15 protein-coding genes are annotated in these 16,978 nt (G+C 72.0%); 7 read left to right on the top strand and 8 right to left on the bottom strand.

Annotated features, from left to right (window positions below; all coding sequences use genetic code 11):
- Window positions 1-2: 2 nt before the first annotated feature.
- Window positions 3-980, bottom strand: coding sequence for an o-succinylbenzoate synthase (locus tag ABS64_RS09660; protein WP_061682482.1), 978 nt, complete (start codon window positions 978-980; stop codon window positions 3-5).
- 54 nt (window positions 981-1,034) lie between these two features.
- Here ABS64_RS09660 and ABS64_RS09655 point away from each other — a divergent pair, with 54 nt between their 5' ends.
- Window positions 1,035-4,769, top strand: coding sequence for a homocysteine S-methyltransferase family protein (locus tag ABS64_RS09655; RefSeq protein ID WP_292683226.1), 3,735 nt, complete (start codon window positions 1,035-1,037; stop codon window positions 4,767-4,769).
- Between the two features lie 24 nt (window positions 4,770-4,793).
- Here the strand turns inward: ABS64_RS09655 and ABS64_RS09650 are convergent, their stop codons facing one another.
- From ABS64_RS09650 to ABS64_RS09625, 6 genes are all read right to left on the bottom strand, one after another.
- Complete coding sequence (locus tag ABS64_RS09650) at window positions 4,794-5,357, bottom strand: hypothetical protein (RefSeq protein ID WP_036287436.1); 564 nt, start codon at window positions 5,355-5,357, stop codon at window positions 4,794-4,796.
- A 74-nt stretch (window positions 5,358-5,431) separates the two neighbouring features.
- Window positions 5,432-5,695: a hypothetical protein gene (locus ABS64_RS09645; RefSeq protein WP_231477149.1), complete on the bottom strand. Its 264-nt coding sequence runs from the start codon at window positions 5,693-5,695 to the stop codon at window positions 5,432-5,434.
- 25 nt (window positions 5,696-5,720) lie between these two features.
- A complete protein-coding gene (locus ABS64_RS14685; RefSeq protein WP_363331279.1) occupies window positions 5,721-6,272 on the bottom strand; it encodes a VOC family protein in 552 nt (183 codons plus the stop codon).
- Window positions 6,272-6,757, bottom strand: a complete 486-nt coding sequence (locus tag ABS64_RS09635) for a GNAT family N-acetyltransferase (RefSeq protein WP_292683223.1) — start codon at window positions 6,755-6,757, stop codon at window positions 6,272-6,274. The genes ABS64_RS14685 and ABS64_RS09635 overlap by 1 nt, the downstream gene beginning before the upstream one ends.
- Window positions 6,754-9,675, bottom strand: coding sequence for an ABC transporter ATP-binding protein (locus tag ABS64_RS09630; protein WP_292683219.1), 2,922 nt, complete (start codon window positions 9,673-9,675; stop codon window positions 6,754-6,756). The genes ABS64_RS09635 and ABS64_RS09630 overlap by 4 nt, the downstream gene beginning before the upstream one ends.
- 44 nt (window positions 9,676-9,719) lie before the next feature.
- On the bottom strand, window positions 9,720-10,268 hold the full coding sequence (locus ABS64_RS09625) for a hypothetical protein (RefSeq protein ID WP_288121516.1): 549 nt from the start codon (window positions 10,266-10,268) through the stop codon (window positions 9,720-9,722).
- A 68-nt stretch (window positions 10,269-10,336) separates the two neighbouring features.
- Between ABS64_RS09625 and ABS64_RS09620 the strand changes: the two genes are divergently transcribed.
- Genes ABS64_RS09620 through ABS64_RS09610 form a run of 3 tightly spaced genes read left to right on the top strand, consistent with a single transcriptional unit; the run spans window position 10,337 to window position 13,465 of the window.
- Window positions 10,337-11,248, top strand: a complete 912-nt coding sequence (locus tag ABS64_RS09620) for a 1,4-dihydroxy-2-naphthoyl-CoA synthase (RefSeq protein WP_292683216.1) — start codon at window positions 10,337-10,339, stop codon at window positions 11,246-11,248.
- A 17-nt stretch (window positions 11,249-11,265) separates the two neighbouring features.
- Window positions 11,266-12,426 (top strand): AMP-binding protein, encoded by a 1,161-nt coding sequence (locus tag ABS64_RS09615; RefSeq protein WP_292683213.1) that lies wholly within the window; start codon window positions 11,266-11,268, stop codon window positions 12,424-12,426.
- Between the two features lie 55 nt (window positions 12,427-12,481).
- Window positions 12,482-13,465 carry a 1,4-dihydroxy-2-naphthoate polyprenyltransferase gene (locus ABS64_RS09610; protein WP_288121517.1) on the top strand — a complete coding sequence of 328 codons (984 nt, stop codon included), beginning with the start codon at window positions 12,482-12,484 and terminating at the stop codon, window positions 13,463-13,465.
- 30 nt (window positions 13,466-13,495) lie between these two features.
- Here ABS64_RS09610 and ABS64_RS09605 read toward each other — a convergent pair whose 3' ends face one another.
- Window positions 13,496-13,774, bottom strand: a complete 279-nt coding sequence (locus ABS64_RS09605) for a DUF4229 domain-containing protein (RefSeq protein WP_036287421.1) — start codon at window positions 13,772-13,774, stop codon at window positions 13,496-13,498.
- Window positions 13,775-13,849: 75 nt separating this feature from the next.
- On the opposite strand from ABS64_RS09605, the gene ABS64_RS09600 reads away from it, so the two are divergent.
- Genes ABS64_RS09600 through ABS64_RS09590 form a run of 3 tightly spaced genes read left to right on the top strand, consistent with a single transcriptional unit; the run spans window position 13,850 to window position 16,969 of the window.
- A complete protein-coding gene (locus ABS64_RS09600; RefSeq protein ID WP_288121518.1) occupies window positions 13,850-14,257 on the top strand; it encodes a PLD nuclease N-terminal domain-containing protein in 408 nt (135 codons plus the stop codon).
- 1 nt (window position 14,258) lies between these two features.
- Window positions 14,259-16,064, top strand: a complete 1,806-nt coding sequence (menD, locus tag ABS64_RS09595; RefSeq protein ID WP_288121519.1) for a 2-succinyl-5-enolpyruvyl-6-hydroxy-3-cyclohexene-1-carboxylic-acid synthase — start codon at window positions 14,259-14,261, stop codon at window positions 16,062-16,064.
- A 41-nt stretch (window positions 16,065-16,105) separates the two neighbouring features.
- Complete coding sequence (locus tag ABS64_RS09590; RefSeq protein ID WP_288121520.1) at window positions 16,106-16,969, top strand: polyphosphate kinase 2 family protein; 864 nt, start codon at window positions 16,106-16,108, stop codon at window positions 16,967-16,969.
- Window positions 16,970-16,978 lie beyond the last annotated feature (9 nt).

Raw genomic sequence — 16,978 nt, 5'->3', positions numbered from 1 at the left:
TCCTAGATCAGCGCGGAGCAGCGCTCGAGGCGTTCGAGCCACCAGGTGCGACGATCGGGGGATGCCGCGTGGCGGGCCAGGAGCGCGGCATCCGGTGTCACACGCCCGACCGGCAGGCTGCCGTCGACGGGCCGCAGCGGTGCGCGCGTGACGTCGGCGGCGAGCAGCGATGCCGTACCGAGGCCGCAGTCGTAGGGCAGTTCAGGGAGCGCGGCCGCCAAGGTCACACCCATCGCTAGGCCGATGCTCGTGTCGAGGGCGCTGGAGACGACCGCGGGAAGGCCCGCGTCGGCGACGATCGACAGGGCCCGCGCGACCCCGCCGAGCGGCTGCGCCTTGACGACGAGCAGGTCGGCGGCGCCCCGGCGCGCGACGTCGAGGGGGTCCGCCGCCTTGCGCACCGATTCATCGGCGGCGATGGGCAGGTCCCAGTCGGCGAGGCGTTGGCGCAGCTCGGCGAGCTCGTCGACCGACGCGCAGGGCTGCTCGAGATACTCCAGGTCGAACCCGGCCAGGGCGTGGGCGGCATGTTCGGCCTCATCGACGTTCCAGCCGCCGTTCGCGTCGAGTCGCACGCGACCTTCGGGACCCATCGCCGCCCGCACCGCGCGCACCCGCGCGACATCGTCGGCGAGCGTCTGCCCACGCTCGGCGACCTTGACCTTCGCGGTGCGGCAGCCGTCGAAGCGGGCGAGCACCGTCGCCACCTGGTCTGCGGCCACGGCGGGAACGGTCGCGTTCACCGGAACGCGATCGCGCACCGGCGACGGCTGGTGCCGCCAGCCGTAGTCGATCGCGGCCGCCAGCCAGACGGCGGCCTCCGCGTCGTCATACTCGAGGAACGGTGAGAACTCCGTCCAGCCTTCGGGACCTTCGAACAGCACCGCCTCGCGGTGCTCGACGCCGCGGAAGCGCGTGACGAGGGGCAGCGAGACGACGTGCGCCGTGGCGAGGAGATCGGCGACGCGGGGCAGACTCATGCCCCTATCCTGCCGCGCTGCGCCGGTGCCGGACAGCCGTGGGACAATCGGGCGGTGACCGCCTCCCTCGCGCCCACCGGCCGCTTCGCGCTCGACATCGACGGAGTGCCACGCACCGCCCGCGCGCAGGCGCTGCTGGACGCCCTGTCGGAGCGGGTCGTCATCGCCGACGGTGCGATGGGAACCATGCTGCAGCGCCACGATCTGCAGATCGACACGGACTTTCAGGGCCTCGAGGGCTGCAATGAGATCCTCAACGTCACACGTCCCGATGTGGTCGGTGCGATCCACGACGCCTACTTCGCCGTCGGCGTGGATGCCGTGGAGACCAACACGTTCGGCGCGAACTGGTCGAACCTGTCCGACTACGGCATCGACGACCGCATCACGGAGCTCGCTGCCGCCGGGGCACGGATCGCCCGCGAGCGTGCGGAGGCGGCGGAAGCGGCCGACGGGAGGATGCGCTGGGTGCTCGGGTCGATCGGGCCCGGGACGAAGCTGCCGAGCCTCGGCCACACCACCTACGCCCATCTGAAGGAGACGTTCGCGCTGCAGGCCGAGGGCCTCATCGACGGCGGCGCCGACGCGTTCCTGGTCGAGACGAGCCAGGACCTGCTGCAGACCAAAGCCGCGATCAACGGCTGCAAGCAGGCGATCGTGGCCCGCGGCATCCGGCTGCCGATCTTCGTCGAGGTGACCGTCGAGACCACGGGCACCATGCTCATGGGCTCGGAGATCGGGGCGGCGCTCACGGCGCTGGAGCCACTGGGCGTCGACGCGATCGGCCTGAACTGTGCGACGGGACCGGCCGAGATGAGCGAGCACCTGCGCCACCTCTCGAAGCACTCGTCCGTGACGATCGCGTGCATGCCCAACGCGGGGCTCCCGGTGCTGACCGCCGACGGCGCCCACTATCCCTTGACACCGGCGGAGCTCGCGACCGCGCACGAGCAGTTCGTCCGCGAGTTCGGCATCGGCCTCATCGGCGGATGCTGCGGCACGACGCCCGAGCACCTGGCCGCCGTCGTGGAGCGGGTCGGCCATCTCCCCGTGGCGACCCGCACCCCTGACCGCGAGACACCGCCGGGGCACCGAGACACCGAGAGTGCACCGGTGTCTCGGCGCGAGAACGGTGTCTCGCTGACACCGGCGATCGAGACGGAGCCCGGCGTCGCGTCGCTGTATCAGCACGTGCCGTTCCGGCAGGATGCCAGCTACCTCGCGATCGGGGAGCGGACCAACGCGAACGGGTCGAAGGCTTTCCGCGAAGCGATGCTCGAGGCTCGGTGGGACGACTGCGTCGAGATCGCACGCCGGCAGATCCGCGTCGGTGCGCACCTGCTCGACGTGTGCGTCGACTACGTCGGCCGCGACGGCGTTGCGGACATCCGCGAGGTCGTGTCGCGGTTCGCCTCGGCATCCACTCTTCCTCTTGTGATCGACTCGACCGAGCCGGCCGTCATCCAGGCGGGCCTCGAGCTGATCGGCGGCCGGCCCGTTGTCAACTCGGTGAACTACGAGGACGGCGACGGCGCGGCATCCCGCTTCGGGCGCATCATGCCGCTCGTCAAGGAGCACGGCACCGCGGTCATCGCCCTGACGATCGACGAACAGGGGCAGGCGCGAACGGCCGAAGACAAGCTGCGCATCGCGTCGCGCCTCGTCGACGAGCTGGTCGGCGCGTGGGGGATGCGCGTCGAGGACATCATCGTCGACTGCCTCACCTTCCCGATCGCGACCGGCCAGGAGGAGACCCGTCGCGACGCGATCGAGACGATCGAGGCGATCCGCGGGCTGGTCGCGAAATACCCGGGCATCAACACGACGCTCGGCGTCTCGAACGTCTCGTTCGGGCTCAACCCCGCCGCCCGCTCGGTGCTCAACTCGGTGTTCCTGCACGAGGCGACGCAGGCGGGGCTGACCAGCGGCATCATCGACGCCGCGAAGATCGTGCCGCTGGCCTCCCTTCCCGACGAGCAGCGGAAGGTCGCGCTCGACCTCGTCTGGGATCGGCGCGAATGGGATGCCGACGGCACCCTCACCTACGACCCGCTCGCGACGATGCTCGACCTGTTCGCCGGGGTCGACACGGCGGCCCTCCGCGACCAGCGCGCCGCAGAGCTCGCGGCGCTCCCGGTCGGCGAGCGACTCGAGCGCCGGATCATCGACGGGGAGCTCAAGGGTCTCGAGGCCGATCTCGACCTGGCGCGCGCCGGCGATGCGGATGCCGCGCCGCTCAGCCCGCTGCAGATCATCAACGACCACCTGCTGGAGGGCATGAAGGTCGTCGGCGAACGGTTCGGATCGGGCCAGATGCAGCTGCCGTTCGTGCTGCAGTCCGCCGAAGTGATGAAGACCGCGGTCGCCCTGCTCGAGCCGCACATGGAGAAGACCGACGAGGCCGGCAAGGGCACGATCGTGCTGGCGACCGTCCGCGGCGACGTGCACGACATCGGCAAGAACCTCGTCGACATCATCCTCACCAACAACGGCTACACGGTGATCAACCTGGGCATCAAGCAGCCGATCGCCGACATCATCGCCGCCGCCGAGGAACACGACGCCGATGTGATCGGGCTCTCGGGGCTGCTCGTCAAGTCGACCGTCGTGATGAAGGAGAACCTCGAGGAGCTCATGGCCCGAGGCCTCGGCACGAGGTGGCCGGTCATCCTCGGCGGCGCGGCTCTCACCCGCGCATACGTCGAACAGGATCTCGCGGAGCTCTTCGAGGGCGAGGTCCGCTACGCGAAGGACGCGTTCGAGGGGCTCGCCCTCATGGAGCCGCTCGTGCGGATCGCGCGCGGCGAAGCACCGGATGCCGTCGGCCTGCCGCCGCTGAAGAAGCGCATCCATGCGGCGGGGTCGCGTCTGACCCTCACCGAGCCCGAGGCGATGCCGGCGCGGTCGGACGTGGCATCCGACAATCCCGTGCCCGCCCCGCCGTTCTGGGGGACGCGCATCGTCCGCGGCATCGCGCTCGCCGACTACGCCGCGTTCCTCGACGAGCGGGCGACCTTCATGGGGCAGTGGGGGCTGAAGCCCGGCCGCGGCGAGGGCGGACGGTCGTATGAGCAGCTCGTCGAGACCGAGGGCCGGCCGCGCCTGCGGTACTGGCTCGACCGCATCCTCGCCGAGCGCATGCTCGACGCCTCGGTCGCCTACGGGTACTTCCCGGTCGTGTCGGAGGGCGATGACATCGTCGTGCTGCACCACGGCGACGACCCGACCGGCCTGCTCGGGCGGGCGGGACTGCTGGCGCCGGACGGCGGGTCGGGCGGCGCGCTCGGAGCCGACCGGCTGCGCTTCCACTTCCCGCGCCAGCGCCGCGACCGGCACCTGAACCTCGCCGACTTCGTACGCTCACGCGCGTCGGGACAGATCGACGTCCTGCCGGTGCAGCTCGTGACCGCCGGAGCGGCGATCGACGCCGTGACCGCGAAGATGTTCGCGGAGGACCGCTACCGCGACTACTACGAGCTGAACGGGCTGGTCATGCAGCTGACCGAGGCGCTCGCCGAGTTCTGGCACGCCCGCATCCGCGCCGAGCTCGGTTTCGCCGCGGAAGACCCGGCCGACACCGCGGGATTGTTCACGCTCGACTACCGCGGCGCGCGGTTCTCGCTCGGCTACCCGGCCTGTCCCGACATGGAGGACCGCCGCAAGGTCGTCGAGCTGCTGCGTCCGGAGCGGATGGGCGTCGAGCTCAGCGAAGAGCTGCAGCTGCACCCCGAGCAGTCCACCGACGCGTTCGTCTTCCACCACCCCGAAGCGAAGTACTTCTCGGTCTGAGGCAGCCGCGGCATCCGTCGGTGCTCAGATCGGCGGTAGGGCGGCGACGTGGGCCGAGATGCGGCGGAAAACCGCCTGATGAGCGGCGTACGAGGCGCGCCAATCGCCCGGGATCAGCAGGCCGTGGTCGGCGTCGGCGATCTCGGTGACGGCAGCTCGTGTGCCGGCGATGAGGTCTCGGCGCCACGCGGCATCCGCGGTTCCCGCCACGACGAGATGATCCTCGGATGCCGCACCCAGCGCATCCGCGACGACGTCGTGACGCACCGACGGGGTGAGCCAGACACCCGGGATGCCGGCGGCGATCGCGAGCGGTGCGGCGAAGGTGCCCAGCGACTTGGCGACGACGAGATCGGGGACGCCGTCGAGCACTGCCGTCACCTCTGCCCAGGCTCCGTGGAGGAACACCGCCGGATCTTCGGCCGCGGCATCCGTCCACTCGACGGCGTAGACGTCCCACCCCTCCTCGGCGAGCAGCAATCCGCTCCAGGAGAGCAGGGGCGCCTGCGCCGTGTATCCGCGCCCGGGCAGCAGGGCGGCTCTGCGCGCGCCATCCATGGCCGGGGTGAGGCGGTGCAGGACGACCATGCCGCGATGCTAGCGGCTGGCGCCGGCGACGCGTTGCCGGCGCCGACGGCGAAGCCGGGGATGAGGGCCAGGCGTCAGCCGACGCGAGCGCCGCACATGCCGCACACGCCCGTGGCGGGAACCTGTACGAAGCAGTCGGGGCAGAGCACGGTCTCGCGCTCGGGGATGATCGGGGCGGGTGCCTTGCGCGGCGCATCAGAACCGGCGGCAGCCCGCGTGCGGCGAGCGCGTTCGGGCGCCGCCGCGGCGGCCGGAGCCATTTTCGCGGCCGGCTTGTGATCGGCGCAGTAGAAGCGCACGAAACCGGCGGGGTTGGTCGGATGCCGGTGCTTCACCACCCACAATGCCTCGCGCGGCCACGGCTCACTCGTGGGACCGCAGCCGGAGCATCGCGTGGCATCGCCGGGCACGGCCTCGGCTGCGGCGACGGGCAGCTCGAAGGGGAGGGCATCGCGCCAGTCCGAGGAGTTCCTGATCTGCACGATTCGTCCTTCCGGCGGCATCCTCGGGTGGATCACGCCGTGCCCCATTCTCCCACGCCGCGTGGACGCCCGTCCCCGCCTCACCGGCCGCGACGACGCAGAAGCGGTTGCCTTCGGGGTCCTCCATGATGACGTAGTCGGCATCCGGCGGTTGCGTGTCCCCGTGCACCCGACGGGCCCCGAGCGCTTCGAGTCGGCGCACCTCGGCATCCTGATCATCCGCGTAGAGATCGAGATGAATGCGCGGCGGCAGCACGCGCGGAGTCGCGACGGCGTCGAGCGACACGTTGACGCCGACGCCGTCGCGCGGATGCAGCAGTGCGAAGTCGTCGCCGACGGGCTCGCGCGCCGCATAGTCGAGTGCCGCCGTCCAGAAGGCGATCTCTCGCGCCAGATCATCGACGCGGATCACCACCGACCCGACGGTGAGCATCAGTCGCGGCCTCCGTTGCGCGCCGTGGTCGTCAAAGCCTCGGCCGGGTCGCCCAGGGGTTCCAGGAGGCAGTCGTAGCGCTGCCGCGTCGGCCAGCGCGGGTCGCCGGGCGCGTCGGAGACGACGAAGCCGAGGCGACGGTAGAAGTCCACGGCGTCGTCATCGGTGCTCGCATAGAGGGGTCGCGTCGGGTCGACGCGGCGCGCGGCATCCACGAGACGAGAGCCGAGCCCCGTTCCGCGTGCCTCGTGTGCGACGGCGATGTAGTGCAGATCGGTGCGGTCTTCGCCGTGCGTGTCGGCGCCGAACGCGGCGAAGCCGAGCACGCTGCCGTCGACCGTCCCGACGACGGTCATGGTGGGCAGCTCGACGTCGCGGATGCGGATGAGGGCGTCGGTGTCGAGACCCGCAGCCTCCCCGAACAGGGCGAGGAATCCGTCGGTGTCGATCTCCTCGGCCGTCAAACGCCGCACCGTTGCCGTCACGATTCGACTGTAGCGAGAGCACTCCGAGGGCGTGCGCCGGGGCCCTGTGGTGGCGCGGCTGCCACCGGCTTCGCCCGGCGCAGGCAGCGCAGCACGGCGCGACCGACGAGACAGATCCCGACGGTCGTGGTGAGCGCGCGCACCGTGTCCCAGCTGACGGTCGATGTCACGAACGAGTAGACGAGGAAGGTGCCCAGGTTCTGAGGCAGTGGCGCTCCGGGAACGTACGAGATCGACGTTCCGGCGCCCACGGCGAACGGCCAGAACCACATGTTCATGATGAGTCCGAACGCGTACGCGGCGGCGACGCCGTATCCCACGAGCATCGCGATCTCCGCCCCGCCGCGCACCCGTCGCGGCAGGAGCCCCGCGCCGGCCGCGACCCACGCGCAGGCGAACATCTGGAACGGCAGCCACGGCCCGACGCCTCCCCACAGCAACGCCGACAGCCCCACGGATGCCGCGCCCAGCAGCAGCCCGAAACGAGCGCCGTAGGCGCGGCCGGCGAGGATGAGGAGCACGAACAGCGCCTCCACGCCGCCGACGCCGGTGCTCGCGATGCGGACGGCTGCGCCGATGGCGGCGAGCACCGCCAGCAGCGCCAGCGTCTGCGCCGAGCGGACTGTCGTGTCGAGCGCCGCGAGGGTGGCGAGTGCTGCCAGGGGAGCGAGGGCCAGCGCGATCGGACCGATGGCGGCCTGCGCCTGTGCGGGGAGGGCGGTCGCGGCGAGCGGCCAGACAAACGCGGCAGCGGCGACGACGTTCGCGGCGACCAGCGCGACGGTCAGCGCGGGGCGTGGCCGCGGTGCCCGGGCGGTGGTCCGCGCTCGTGTGTTCCGAACTCCTCCGATCTCGTCCGGTTCGGAGGTTCTCGCCGCCTCCGAGGGATGCGCGCGCGCGGAGTGGAGGAGTTCGGCACGCGGTCGATGCCTGGCGCCGCGGTCTTCGCCCGGCGCGGCGGCAGGCGCGGTCGCGGGGGCGGAGGCGGTGCCCATGGCGGACAGACGACCGGCGTCCATGCCGAGCACCACGTCGGCGCGGGAGATGACCGCGGCGTCGTGGGTCGCGACGAGCACGGCGGTCCCGGCATCCGCGATACAGGTGAGGGCGGTGTCGACCATCCGCCGCGCGTCGGGGTCGAGTCCGCGCGTCGGTTCGTCGACCAGCAGCACCGCGGGGCGCGTCGCCGTCTGGATCGCCAGCGCCAGACACCGTCGTTGTCCGGCGGACAGGTCGCGCGGATGCCGTCGCCTCAGCTCTCCATCCTCGTCGCCGCGTCCGAGCAGTGCGGCGAAGCGTGCGACGGTCGTTCCGGTCGCCGCGTGCGCCCGCCGGTCAGCGCGGCGACATTCCGCGGCGACCGTGTCGCGCACGAAGAGCGCGTCGGCATCGTCGGGCACCAGCCGCACGTCACGGGCGTGCTCGCCGGTCGCGAGGGTGAGCAGAAGGCTCGACTTGCCGGCTCCGTTGGGCCCGACCAGCGCCACCACCTCGCCCGGGTGCAGCGTCACGGCGACATCGTCGACGGCCAGGCGCTGCCCGTAGCGGACGGTCACCCGCGTCGAGAGCGCCGGTTCACAACTCCGGAGATCCGCTGCGGTCGCTGCCCGCGACGGCCCTTCAGTGGGCAGGGGCGGCGGAAACTCCGGAGTTGCGAACGGCGAGGGTCGGGTGGTGACGGTCGCGGGCGTCGCTGCGGATGCCGCGGTGAGATGCAGCCACACGTCGGCAACGCCGGCGAGCTCGGCGCCGCGGTGTTCGGCGACGACGACGCACATGCCGGCCTCGTGTGCCAGCGCGCCCAGCAGCGTCACGATCCGGGAGCGCGCGGTGCGGTCGAGGTCGGCGAGGGGTTCATCCACGAGCAGCAGCACCGGCTGCTCGATGATGGCGGCGGCGATGGCGACGAGCGTCGCCTGGCCGGCCGAGAGCTCCCGCAGCGGCCGGTCGAGCAGTCCGGCGACACCCGCCCGCCCGGCGACGTCGCGAACACGCTCGTCGACGAGCACGCGGGCGAGCCCGCGCAGCTCCAGCGCCAGCCCGATCTCATCGCGTACGTTCGTCGTCACGAACCCGACGCGGGGGTTCTGCAGCACCACGCCGACGAGCCGCGACAGGTCGCGCGGCGGCGTGTCGGCGCGATCGTGCCCCGCGATCGACAGGCCGCCGTCGAGCCACCCGCCGTCGAGATGGGTGTGCAGCCCGCTCAGAGCACGCAGCAGGGTGGTCTTGCCCGAGCCGGTGGCGCCGGTGAGCACCGTCAGCGAGCCGCTGCGGATGCCGTCGCTCACCGCACCCGCCCCGACGCTCGACCCGTCGATCGTCACGACGGTGTCGTCACCGAACCCGAGCGCGAGAGGTCCGTGCGCGATCGGAGAGCGGCAGTCGCCCTCGATCCTGCGACCTGCGTAGCCGCGCAGCTCCAGAGACGCGCCGACGGCGGTGGCACGCTCGATGGTCGCCTCCAGCACCGGCGCGAGGATGCGCACCCCCGCGCCGAACCCGCGCTCGCCGCGCAGGCGTTGCGCGCGCCGGGCCGTGCGTGCCGCATCGGCGAGCGCCGGAAGCGTGGCCCACGCGATCGACAGCGCCCGCGCGAGCCCCTGGAAGGGACCGCGCCGCGCCCCGCGCGCGAGCAGTCGCGGCAGATCGAGCAGTGCGCTGAGCACCCCGAAGACGATGATCGTCAGCGCGATCGGCAGTGCGCCGACCACGGCCGTCGCCAGCCCGTCGGCCGTGACCGGGCCGAACATCCGAACGTGGGCGAGCGGCGGAGCGAGTCGCCACACCGGCAGCGGCAGCAGCACCGCGCCGGTGCCGTCCACGCCGTGGAAGAGCACCCGGTACACGACCCGGACCGCCACGAAGCCGACCGCCAGAGCGAGGGCGGCGCGCAGGGGACCGGGGCGGAAGCTCACGCGCCGAGATTACGCGCGTCGGCAGCGATCAGCGGCAGTGGTGCTCACGCCGCCGGTGCAGCGGGGGCGCCGTCGAGGGTGAACAGCAACTCCACGCTCTCGCCGGGCTGTGCCGTCAGCGTCGACAGGCCCTCCTGCGCATAGTCCCAGGCTCCGTCGGCCGGCTTGGTCCACAGGGCCCAGTAGGCGAACGCCGCGGGCATGGCGTCGCACTTCTCGATGTACGCGGGGTCCTGCGCCGAGCCGACCGGAGCGGATGCCGAGGGCAGCCCGTTGACGCGGCAGACGACCTGGTCGCCGTACTGCTTCGTGCCCTCGATGCTCAGACCCGCGGCGGCGACGACGTCGGCCACCGCGACCTTGTCCATCGTGGGGAAGCACCAGGACTGAGACGAGCCGCCCGTCAGCGCCGACGAGTCGACGGCCAGAGTGACGCCCTTCCCCGTCGGGCAGGCGTCGGCCACGATGGTCTGCGCCGGCGTCGGCGATTCGGTCTCGGCGCGCTGCGCACTGCCGGTCGACGCACAGGCGGACAGGCCGAGCGCGAGGGTGCCGGCGGCGAGCAGGGTCAGGATGCGGGGAGTCGACGTCACCGCTCCAGCGTAGGGGAGCGGCAGGTGCGTCCCGGCCGGATCACGGCCCCCGCGCGTAGGCTGGGCGGGTGACCGACTCCTTCGTCTCCGAGCTGTTCGATCCCGCGGAGTGGATGCTCGCTGCGGGTGCGGACGCGTACACCGACATCACGGCGCACGTCTCGCGCGACGGTCGCATCGCGCGCATCGCGTTCGACCGTCCCGAGGTGCGAAACGCCTTCCGCCCGAACACCGTCGACGAGCTCTACCGCGCCCTCGACATCGCCCGCCAGGACCCGCGCATCGGGGTCGTGCTGCTGACGGGCAACGGTCCGAGCCCGAAGGACGGCGGCTGGGCGTTCTGCTCGGGTGGCGACCAGCGCATCCGCGGTCGCGATGGCTACACGTACGCCGCCGACGACGCGACCGCTCCCGACCCGGCACGCGCCGGTCGCCTCCACATCCTCGAGGTGCAGCGCCTCATCCGTTTCATGCCGAAGGTCGTCATCGCGGTGATCCCGGGGTGGGCCGCGGGCGGAGGGCACTCGCTGCACATCGTGTGCGACCTGTCGATCGCGAGCGCCGAGCACGGCCGTTTCAAGCAGACGGATGCCGATGTCGGATCGTTCGACGCGGGTTACGGCTCGGCGTACATGGCCCGCCAGGTCGGCCAGAAGATCGCCCGTGAGGTGTTCTTCCTCGCCGAGGAGTACTCGGCCGCCCGTGCCTACGAGATGGGTGCGGTCAATCGCGTCGTGCCGCATGCGGAACTCGAGCGCGAGGCGGTCGCGATGGCGCGGACGATCCTCGGCAAGTCGCCGACGGCGATCCGCATGCTGAAGTTCGCGTTCAACGCGATCGATGACGGGATGGTGGGTCAGCAGGTGTTCGCGGGGGAGGCGACCCGACTCGCGTACGGCACCGACGAAGCCGTCGAAGGCCGCGATGCCTTTCTACAGAAGCGCGATCCCGACTGGTCGCCGTACCCGTACCACTACTGACCTCCCCGGAGACGAACGTGCGCCTGGAGAGGGTCGACGCGACGGATGCCCGCGCGGTGCTGCGCGGTCTGCGCTCGGCGGTGCTCGGCGCCGGGCCCGCGATCGCGCTCGGCGGAGAGGACGACCTGCCTCGGGAGGTGCCGGCCGGGACGGCGGTGGTGGTCACCACGTCCGGTTCCAGCGGCTACCCGAAGGCCGTCGCGCTCAGCCGGTCGGCGCTGACGGCGTCGGCGATGGCGACGGCCGCGCGCATCGGCAGCGGATCGTGGCTGCTCGCGCTGGCTCCCGGCTACGTCGCCGGTGTGCAGGTGCTGGTGCGCGCGCTCGTCGCGGGCAACGAGCCCGCGGTCGTCGCGGGACCGTTTCGTACCGCGTCGTTCGTGGCGGCGGCATCCTCGATGGCGTCCAGTCGTGGGGGCGAGCGGGTGCCGACGTTCACCTCGCTCGTCCCCGCACAGCTGCAGACGCTTCTCGACGACCCGGCCGGATGCCGCGCGCTCGCCGGCTTCGCGGCGGTGCTCGTGGGTGGGCAGGCCCTGCCGCCGGCGCTCGCTGCCCGCGCGGACGAGGCCGGCATCCGTGTCGTGCGCACCTACGGATCGAGCGAGACGGCCGGCGGCTGCGTGTACGACGGCATCCCGCTCGACGGCGTGGGCGTGCGGATCGTCGACGGAGAGGTGCAGGTGTCGGGGCCGACTCTCGCGGACGGCTACCTCGGCGACCCGGCGCGCACCGCCGCCGCGTTCGTGCGCGACGAGGCGGGTGTGCGCTGGTATCGCACCGGCGACGCCGGTCGCTTCGACGGTCGGCTGACGGTCACCGGCCGCCGCGACAACGTCATCGTGTCGGGTGGAGTCAACGTCTCGCTCGACCGTGTCGAGCGGATCGTCCGCACCCTGCCCGGATTCGTCGATGCGGTCGTGGTGCCGGTCGCCGACGAGCGCTGGGGTGAGGCATCGATCGTCGTCGCGGTCGGCGCCTCGTCGTCGGATGCGCCGGCCGATCCCGACCTTCCGACCCTCCGCGACCTCGTCGGCGATGAGCTCGGCGCCCCGGCGCGGCCGCGTGCCATCCTTCGGGTGCCGCGACTGCCGACGCTCTCCAGCGGTAAGCCCGACCGGGCCGCCCTCACGGCGCTCGCGCGCACGTGGGCGGAGAGCCCCGGCGACAGCCGCTGATGCGGGCCGTCGGCGTCACAGCGGATCCATGCCCATCCGGGCATAGGATTCTGGCGTGGCAGGCAGCACCCGGAAGAAGAAGTCGCGCGCGGCGCATCACGCGAAGCAGAAGCCGCGCGGCAATCCGCAGCGCGCGCGTGTGTCGGGCGATCCCGCGCACGTGACACGGGCCACCGCGCGCGACTGGATCGGCGCCGCGCGCCTGCGGACGCTCCCGCTCGCCGTCGCGCCCGTGGTCATCGGCACGGGGGCGGCTCGTCTCGACGGGACGCCGCTGCGCTGGGTGCTGGCCCTGTGCTGCCTGGTCGTGGCGGTGGCGATCCAGATCGGCGTCAACTACGCGAACGACTACAGCGACGGCATCCGCGGTACCGACGACCACCGCGTCGGCCCCGCCCGCCTCACCGCCTCGCGTCGGGCGAAGCCGCGCACCGTTCTCACGGTCGCCTTGGTCTTCTTCGCCATCGCGGCCGTGGCGGGCATGGCCATCATCATCCGTACCGGTTACTGGTGGATGGCCCTCATCGGGGCGGCCTGCCTCGTCGCCGCGTGGTTCTACACCGGCGGAAAGCGACCCTACGGCTACGCGGGACTGGGCGAGCTGTTCGTCTTCGTGTTCTTCGGCCTCGTCGCCACGGTGGGCACCACGTTCGTGCAGATCGGGACGGTCCCGCAAGAGAGCTGGTTCGGCGGCGTGATCGCCGGCCTGCTGGCCTGCGCCGTGCTGCTGGCGAACAACCTCCGGGACATCGATCAGGACCGTCTCGCCGGCAAGCGCACCCTCACCGTGCGCATCGGTCGGCGCGCCACGCAGGTGCTGTTCACGGTGCTCGTCGTCATCGCCTTCGCCCTCGTCGCCATCCTCGCGGTGTTCTACCCGCTGGCATGGCTGGCGATGCTCGCGCTGATCCCCGCGGCGTGCGCCGTGCTGATCGTCTGGACGTACCGCGCACCGCGCGAGCTGGTCGTCGCGCTGGGGCTGACCTCGCTGACCTCGCTGGCCCTGTCGCTGCTGCTCTACTGGGCCTTCACCGGCTGAGCACACGCCCTCGCGGGGCGGCCGAGGAGCTCACTCCGAGGGCGTCGAGGTGACCTGGTCGGCCGCGGCATCCTCGGCGTCCTCGTCGCGGTCGCGGCGGGTGCGGCGCCGCGCGGCGAGACCTGCGGTCAGATCGTCGAGCGGGCGGCGCAGGAAGAGCACCGAGAGGCTGAGCCCGATGAGCGCGGCGAAGATCGCCGACAGCCAGTAATACTCGCGCATGATCGGGAAGAGCATCATGATCGCGAACGGCACGACGAACACCAGCAAACGAAGGACGGTGTAGACGAGGGCCGAACGGACACGCATGCGTCCAGCCTACGCGCGCGGCGTCGCGCCGCCGACCTCGGATCTCGCAGTGTTCGCGCCGCCTAAGATGGAAGGGTGGTGCGCATTCTGCTGCCTCTGGCGCTGTTGCTGATCGCCTTCTGGGTGTACAGCATCGTCGACTGCGCCCTGCAGCCGCCCACGCGTCACCGCGGCGTCAGCAAGCCGCTGTGGATCGTCATCGTCGTGCTGCTTCCGGTCATCGGCGGCCTGATGTGGTTCGTGGTCGGTCGCGGCCGAGCGCGGCCCCAGAACGCTTTCCGCGCACCCGACGACAACCCCGACTTCCTCGGGAGCCTGCGCAGCGTCTCGATCGCCGATCAGGACGAGCGCATCCGTCGCCTCGAAGAGGAGCTCGCCGCCCTCGACGCCGAGGGGCCCGATCCCGACCGCGGCCCGCAACCGCATCCGCCGGTGAGCGGCGACGACGACCCGGACGAGCACCGTCGCGGCAGCGTCGCCTGACATGGACGACAGCGCTCTCGCCGGTCGTGCACCGGCGACGGATGCCGCGGCCGCCCTGCTCGGACGCCTGGCGGAACTCGGGGTCGCCCACATCGTCGTCAGCCCCGGCTCGCGCTCTCAGGCGCTTGCCCTGGTCGCCGCCGAGCTGGAGAGTCGCGGCGACGTACGCGTGCACGTGCGCATCGACGAACGCGTCGCCGGTTTCACCGCGCTCGGCATCGGCCGCGAGTCCGGCATGCCCGCCGCCGTCGTGTGCACCTCCGGCACCGCGGTCGCGAATCTGCTGCCCGCGGCTCTCGAAGCGCATCACGCCGGCGTGCCCCTGCTGCTGCTCACGGCCGACCGTCCTCCCGAGCTACGCGGCGTCGGCGCCAACCAGACGACGCGCCAGCCCGGAATGTTCGCGCCGAACATGCGTCTGGAAGAAGACCTGCCCGTGCCCGACGCGCTCGATGCGGACGGCACCGGCGAGCAGTCGATGATGCTCCGCCGGGTCGCGGAGGACGCGGTCGCGGCCGCCCTCGGCGCGGGCACGAGGCAGGCCGGACCGGTGCACCTCAACCTGCCGCTGCGTGAGCCCCTCGCCGGTGTGCTGCCGTCGTGGCTGGGCACGACCGAGCTCGACCTTCCCGCGCCCGCGCTCGGCCCCGACGTCGCCGGCGACGAGCTGAGCGCGACCGAGCCGTCGGGAGCGCTCTACCAGGGCGGCGGCGGCATCGGCGAGGCGAACCATCCCGCCGACCCGGAGGTCGATCCGCACGTGCTGGTGCGTGGCCCCCGCACCGTGGTGATCGCCGGGGCCGATGCCGGCCCCGCTGCCGAGGCGCTCGCGCACGCGGGCGGCTGGCCGCTGATCGCCGAGATCGTCAGCGGCGCCCGCTTCGGCCGTAACGTCGTCCACGGCTACCGCGGGCTGCTGCGCGACCCGGAGCTCGGCGGCCGCATCGAGCGCGCCGTCGTCTTCGGTCATCCGACGCTCACGCGCGAGGTCACGGCGCTGCTGTCGCGTGCCGAGGTCGAGGTGCTCGCCGTGCGCGGGCCGGGAGAGCCCCTGAACCTCAACGGCGTCTCGGTCTCCGTCGACGCCGTCGTGGCCGCCGTCGGCGACATGGACCGCGACTGGTTCGGCGCCTGGATGCGGGCCTCGCGCGCGGCGGCCGTCGATCTCGCCCCGCCGGCTCCGGATGCCGCCGCGCTGTCGTCTGCGGTGCCGGCCGAACGCCTCGGCGCCATCGCGTCCGAGCTCGCCGTCGCGCGCGCCCGGATCGACCGCGCGGGACTCGTCGATGCCGTGTGGCGGGCGACCTGGCCGCACGACCGCCTGTTCTTCGCTTCGTCGCGCCTCGTGCGTGTGGCTGACGGCGTGCTCGCCGGCAAGAAGGTGCCGGTCCACGCCAACCGCGGTCTCGCCGGCATCGACGGCACCATCGCAACCTGCATGGGGATCGCGATCGCGAGCCAGGCCGGCGGCGACGTCGGCGTGACCCGCGTGCTGACCGGAGATCTCGCGTTCCTCTACGACGTGGGGGCGCTCTTGCTGCCGGTCGGCGAGACGGCGCCGCGGCTGCAGGTCGTCGTCGGCAACGACGGCGGGGGCACGATCTTCGACGGCCTCGAGGTCGCCGAGATCGCCGGGCCCGACGCCATGCAACGCGTGCTCTACACGCCGCAGGACGTGGATCTGGCCCCGCTGGCCGCCGCATACGGCTGGGAGTACGTGCGCGTCGCCACGCGCGCCGAGCTCGACCAGGCCCTCACCGCCCGCGTCGTCGGGCGACAGATCATCGAAGTCGCCCTCGCTCGCTGAACGTCCTGGCCCTATCCGCCTGCCCGCGCCATGATGTGGGGATGACCGCGAAAAGCCAGAAGAACTGGAACGCCGATCCCGCCGACCTCCTGCGCGCCGGCCCGGGTTTCCGTCTCGCCGACCTCGATCCGGCATCCACTCCGGGCTACGACGGCGACAAAGACCAGGGACAGAGCGACCTCGAGGCGGGTGCGGACGAGCTCGATGAGCTGCAGGAGCGCCTCTACGCGCAGAGCCGTGTCGAAGAGGGCGCTCCGGCAGTGCTGCTGGTGCTGCAGGCGATGGACTCCGCGGGCAAGGGCGGCATCGTCCGCCACGTGGTCGGATCGGTCGATCCGCAGGGCGTCGCGCTCGCCGCGTTCAAGAAGCCGACGCCCGAGGAACTCGCGCACGACTTCCTGTGGCGCATCGAGAAGCGTGTGCCCGCACCCGGCTTCATCGGGGTGTTCGACCGGTCGCACTACGAGGACGTCCTCATCGGCCGGGTGCGGGCGCTCGCGCCTGCCGACGAGATCGAGCGCCGCTACGACGCCATCGTCGCCTTCGAGAAGGGGCTCGTCGATCGCGGCATCCGCATCGTCAAAGTGATGCTGCACATCTCCGCCGACGAGCAGAAGAGCCGGCTGGGGGAGCGGCTGGAGCGGCCCGACAAGCACTGGAAGTACAACCCCGGTGACGTCGATGAGCGCCGCCTGTGGGACGAGTACATGGCGGCCTACCAGACGGTGTTCGAGCGCACCTCGACGCCCGAAGCCCCGTGGTTCGTCGTGCCCGCGAACCGCAAGTGGTACGCGCGTCTGGCCGTCCAGGCGCTCCTGCTGGATGCCCTCGAAGACATCGATCCGCACTGGCCCGCCGCCGACTTCGACGTCGCGGCCGAGAAGAAACGCCTCGCCGATAGCTGACCCCGGGCG

Source organism: Microbacterium sp. SCN 69-37, assembly GCF_001724435.1.
GTDB classification, from domain to species: Bacteria; Actinomycetota; Actinomycetes; order Actinomycetales; family Microbacteriaceae; genus Microbacterium; species Microbacterium laevaniformans.
The sequence above is the reverse complement of the archived record's forward strand: the minus strand, read 5'-3'. Positions and strand labels throughout refer to the sequence as shown.

What these genes read in the sequence shown, in the direction of transcription:
- ABS64_RS09590 (WP_288121520.1), top strand. Translation starts at nt 16,106, where the DNA reads ATGACCGCGAAAAGCCAGAAGAACTGGAACGCCGATCCCGCCGACCTC.
- ABS64_RS09660 (WP_061682482.1), bottom strand. Translation starts at nt 980, where the DNA reads ATGAGTCTGCCCCGCGTCGCCGATCTCCTCGCCACGGCGCACGTCGTC.
- menD (WP_288121519.1), top strand. Translation starts at nt 14,259, where the DNA reads ATGGACGACAGCGCTCTCGCCGGTCGTGCACCGGCGACGGATGCCGCG.
- ABS64_RS09650 (WP_036287436.1), bottom strand. Translation starts at nt 5,357, where the DNA reads ATGGTCGTCCTGCACCGCCTCACCCCGGCCATGGATGGCGCGCGCAGA.
- ABS64_RS14685 (WP_363331279.1), bottom strand. Translation starts at nt 6,272, where the DNA reads ATGCTCACCGTCGGGTCGGTGGTGATCCGCGTCGATGATCTGGCGCGA.
- ABS64_RS09605 (WP_036287421.1), bottom strand. Translation starts at nt 13,774, where the DNA reads ATGCGTGTCCGTTCGGCCCTCGTCTACACCGTCCTTCGTTTGCTGGTG.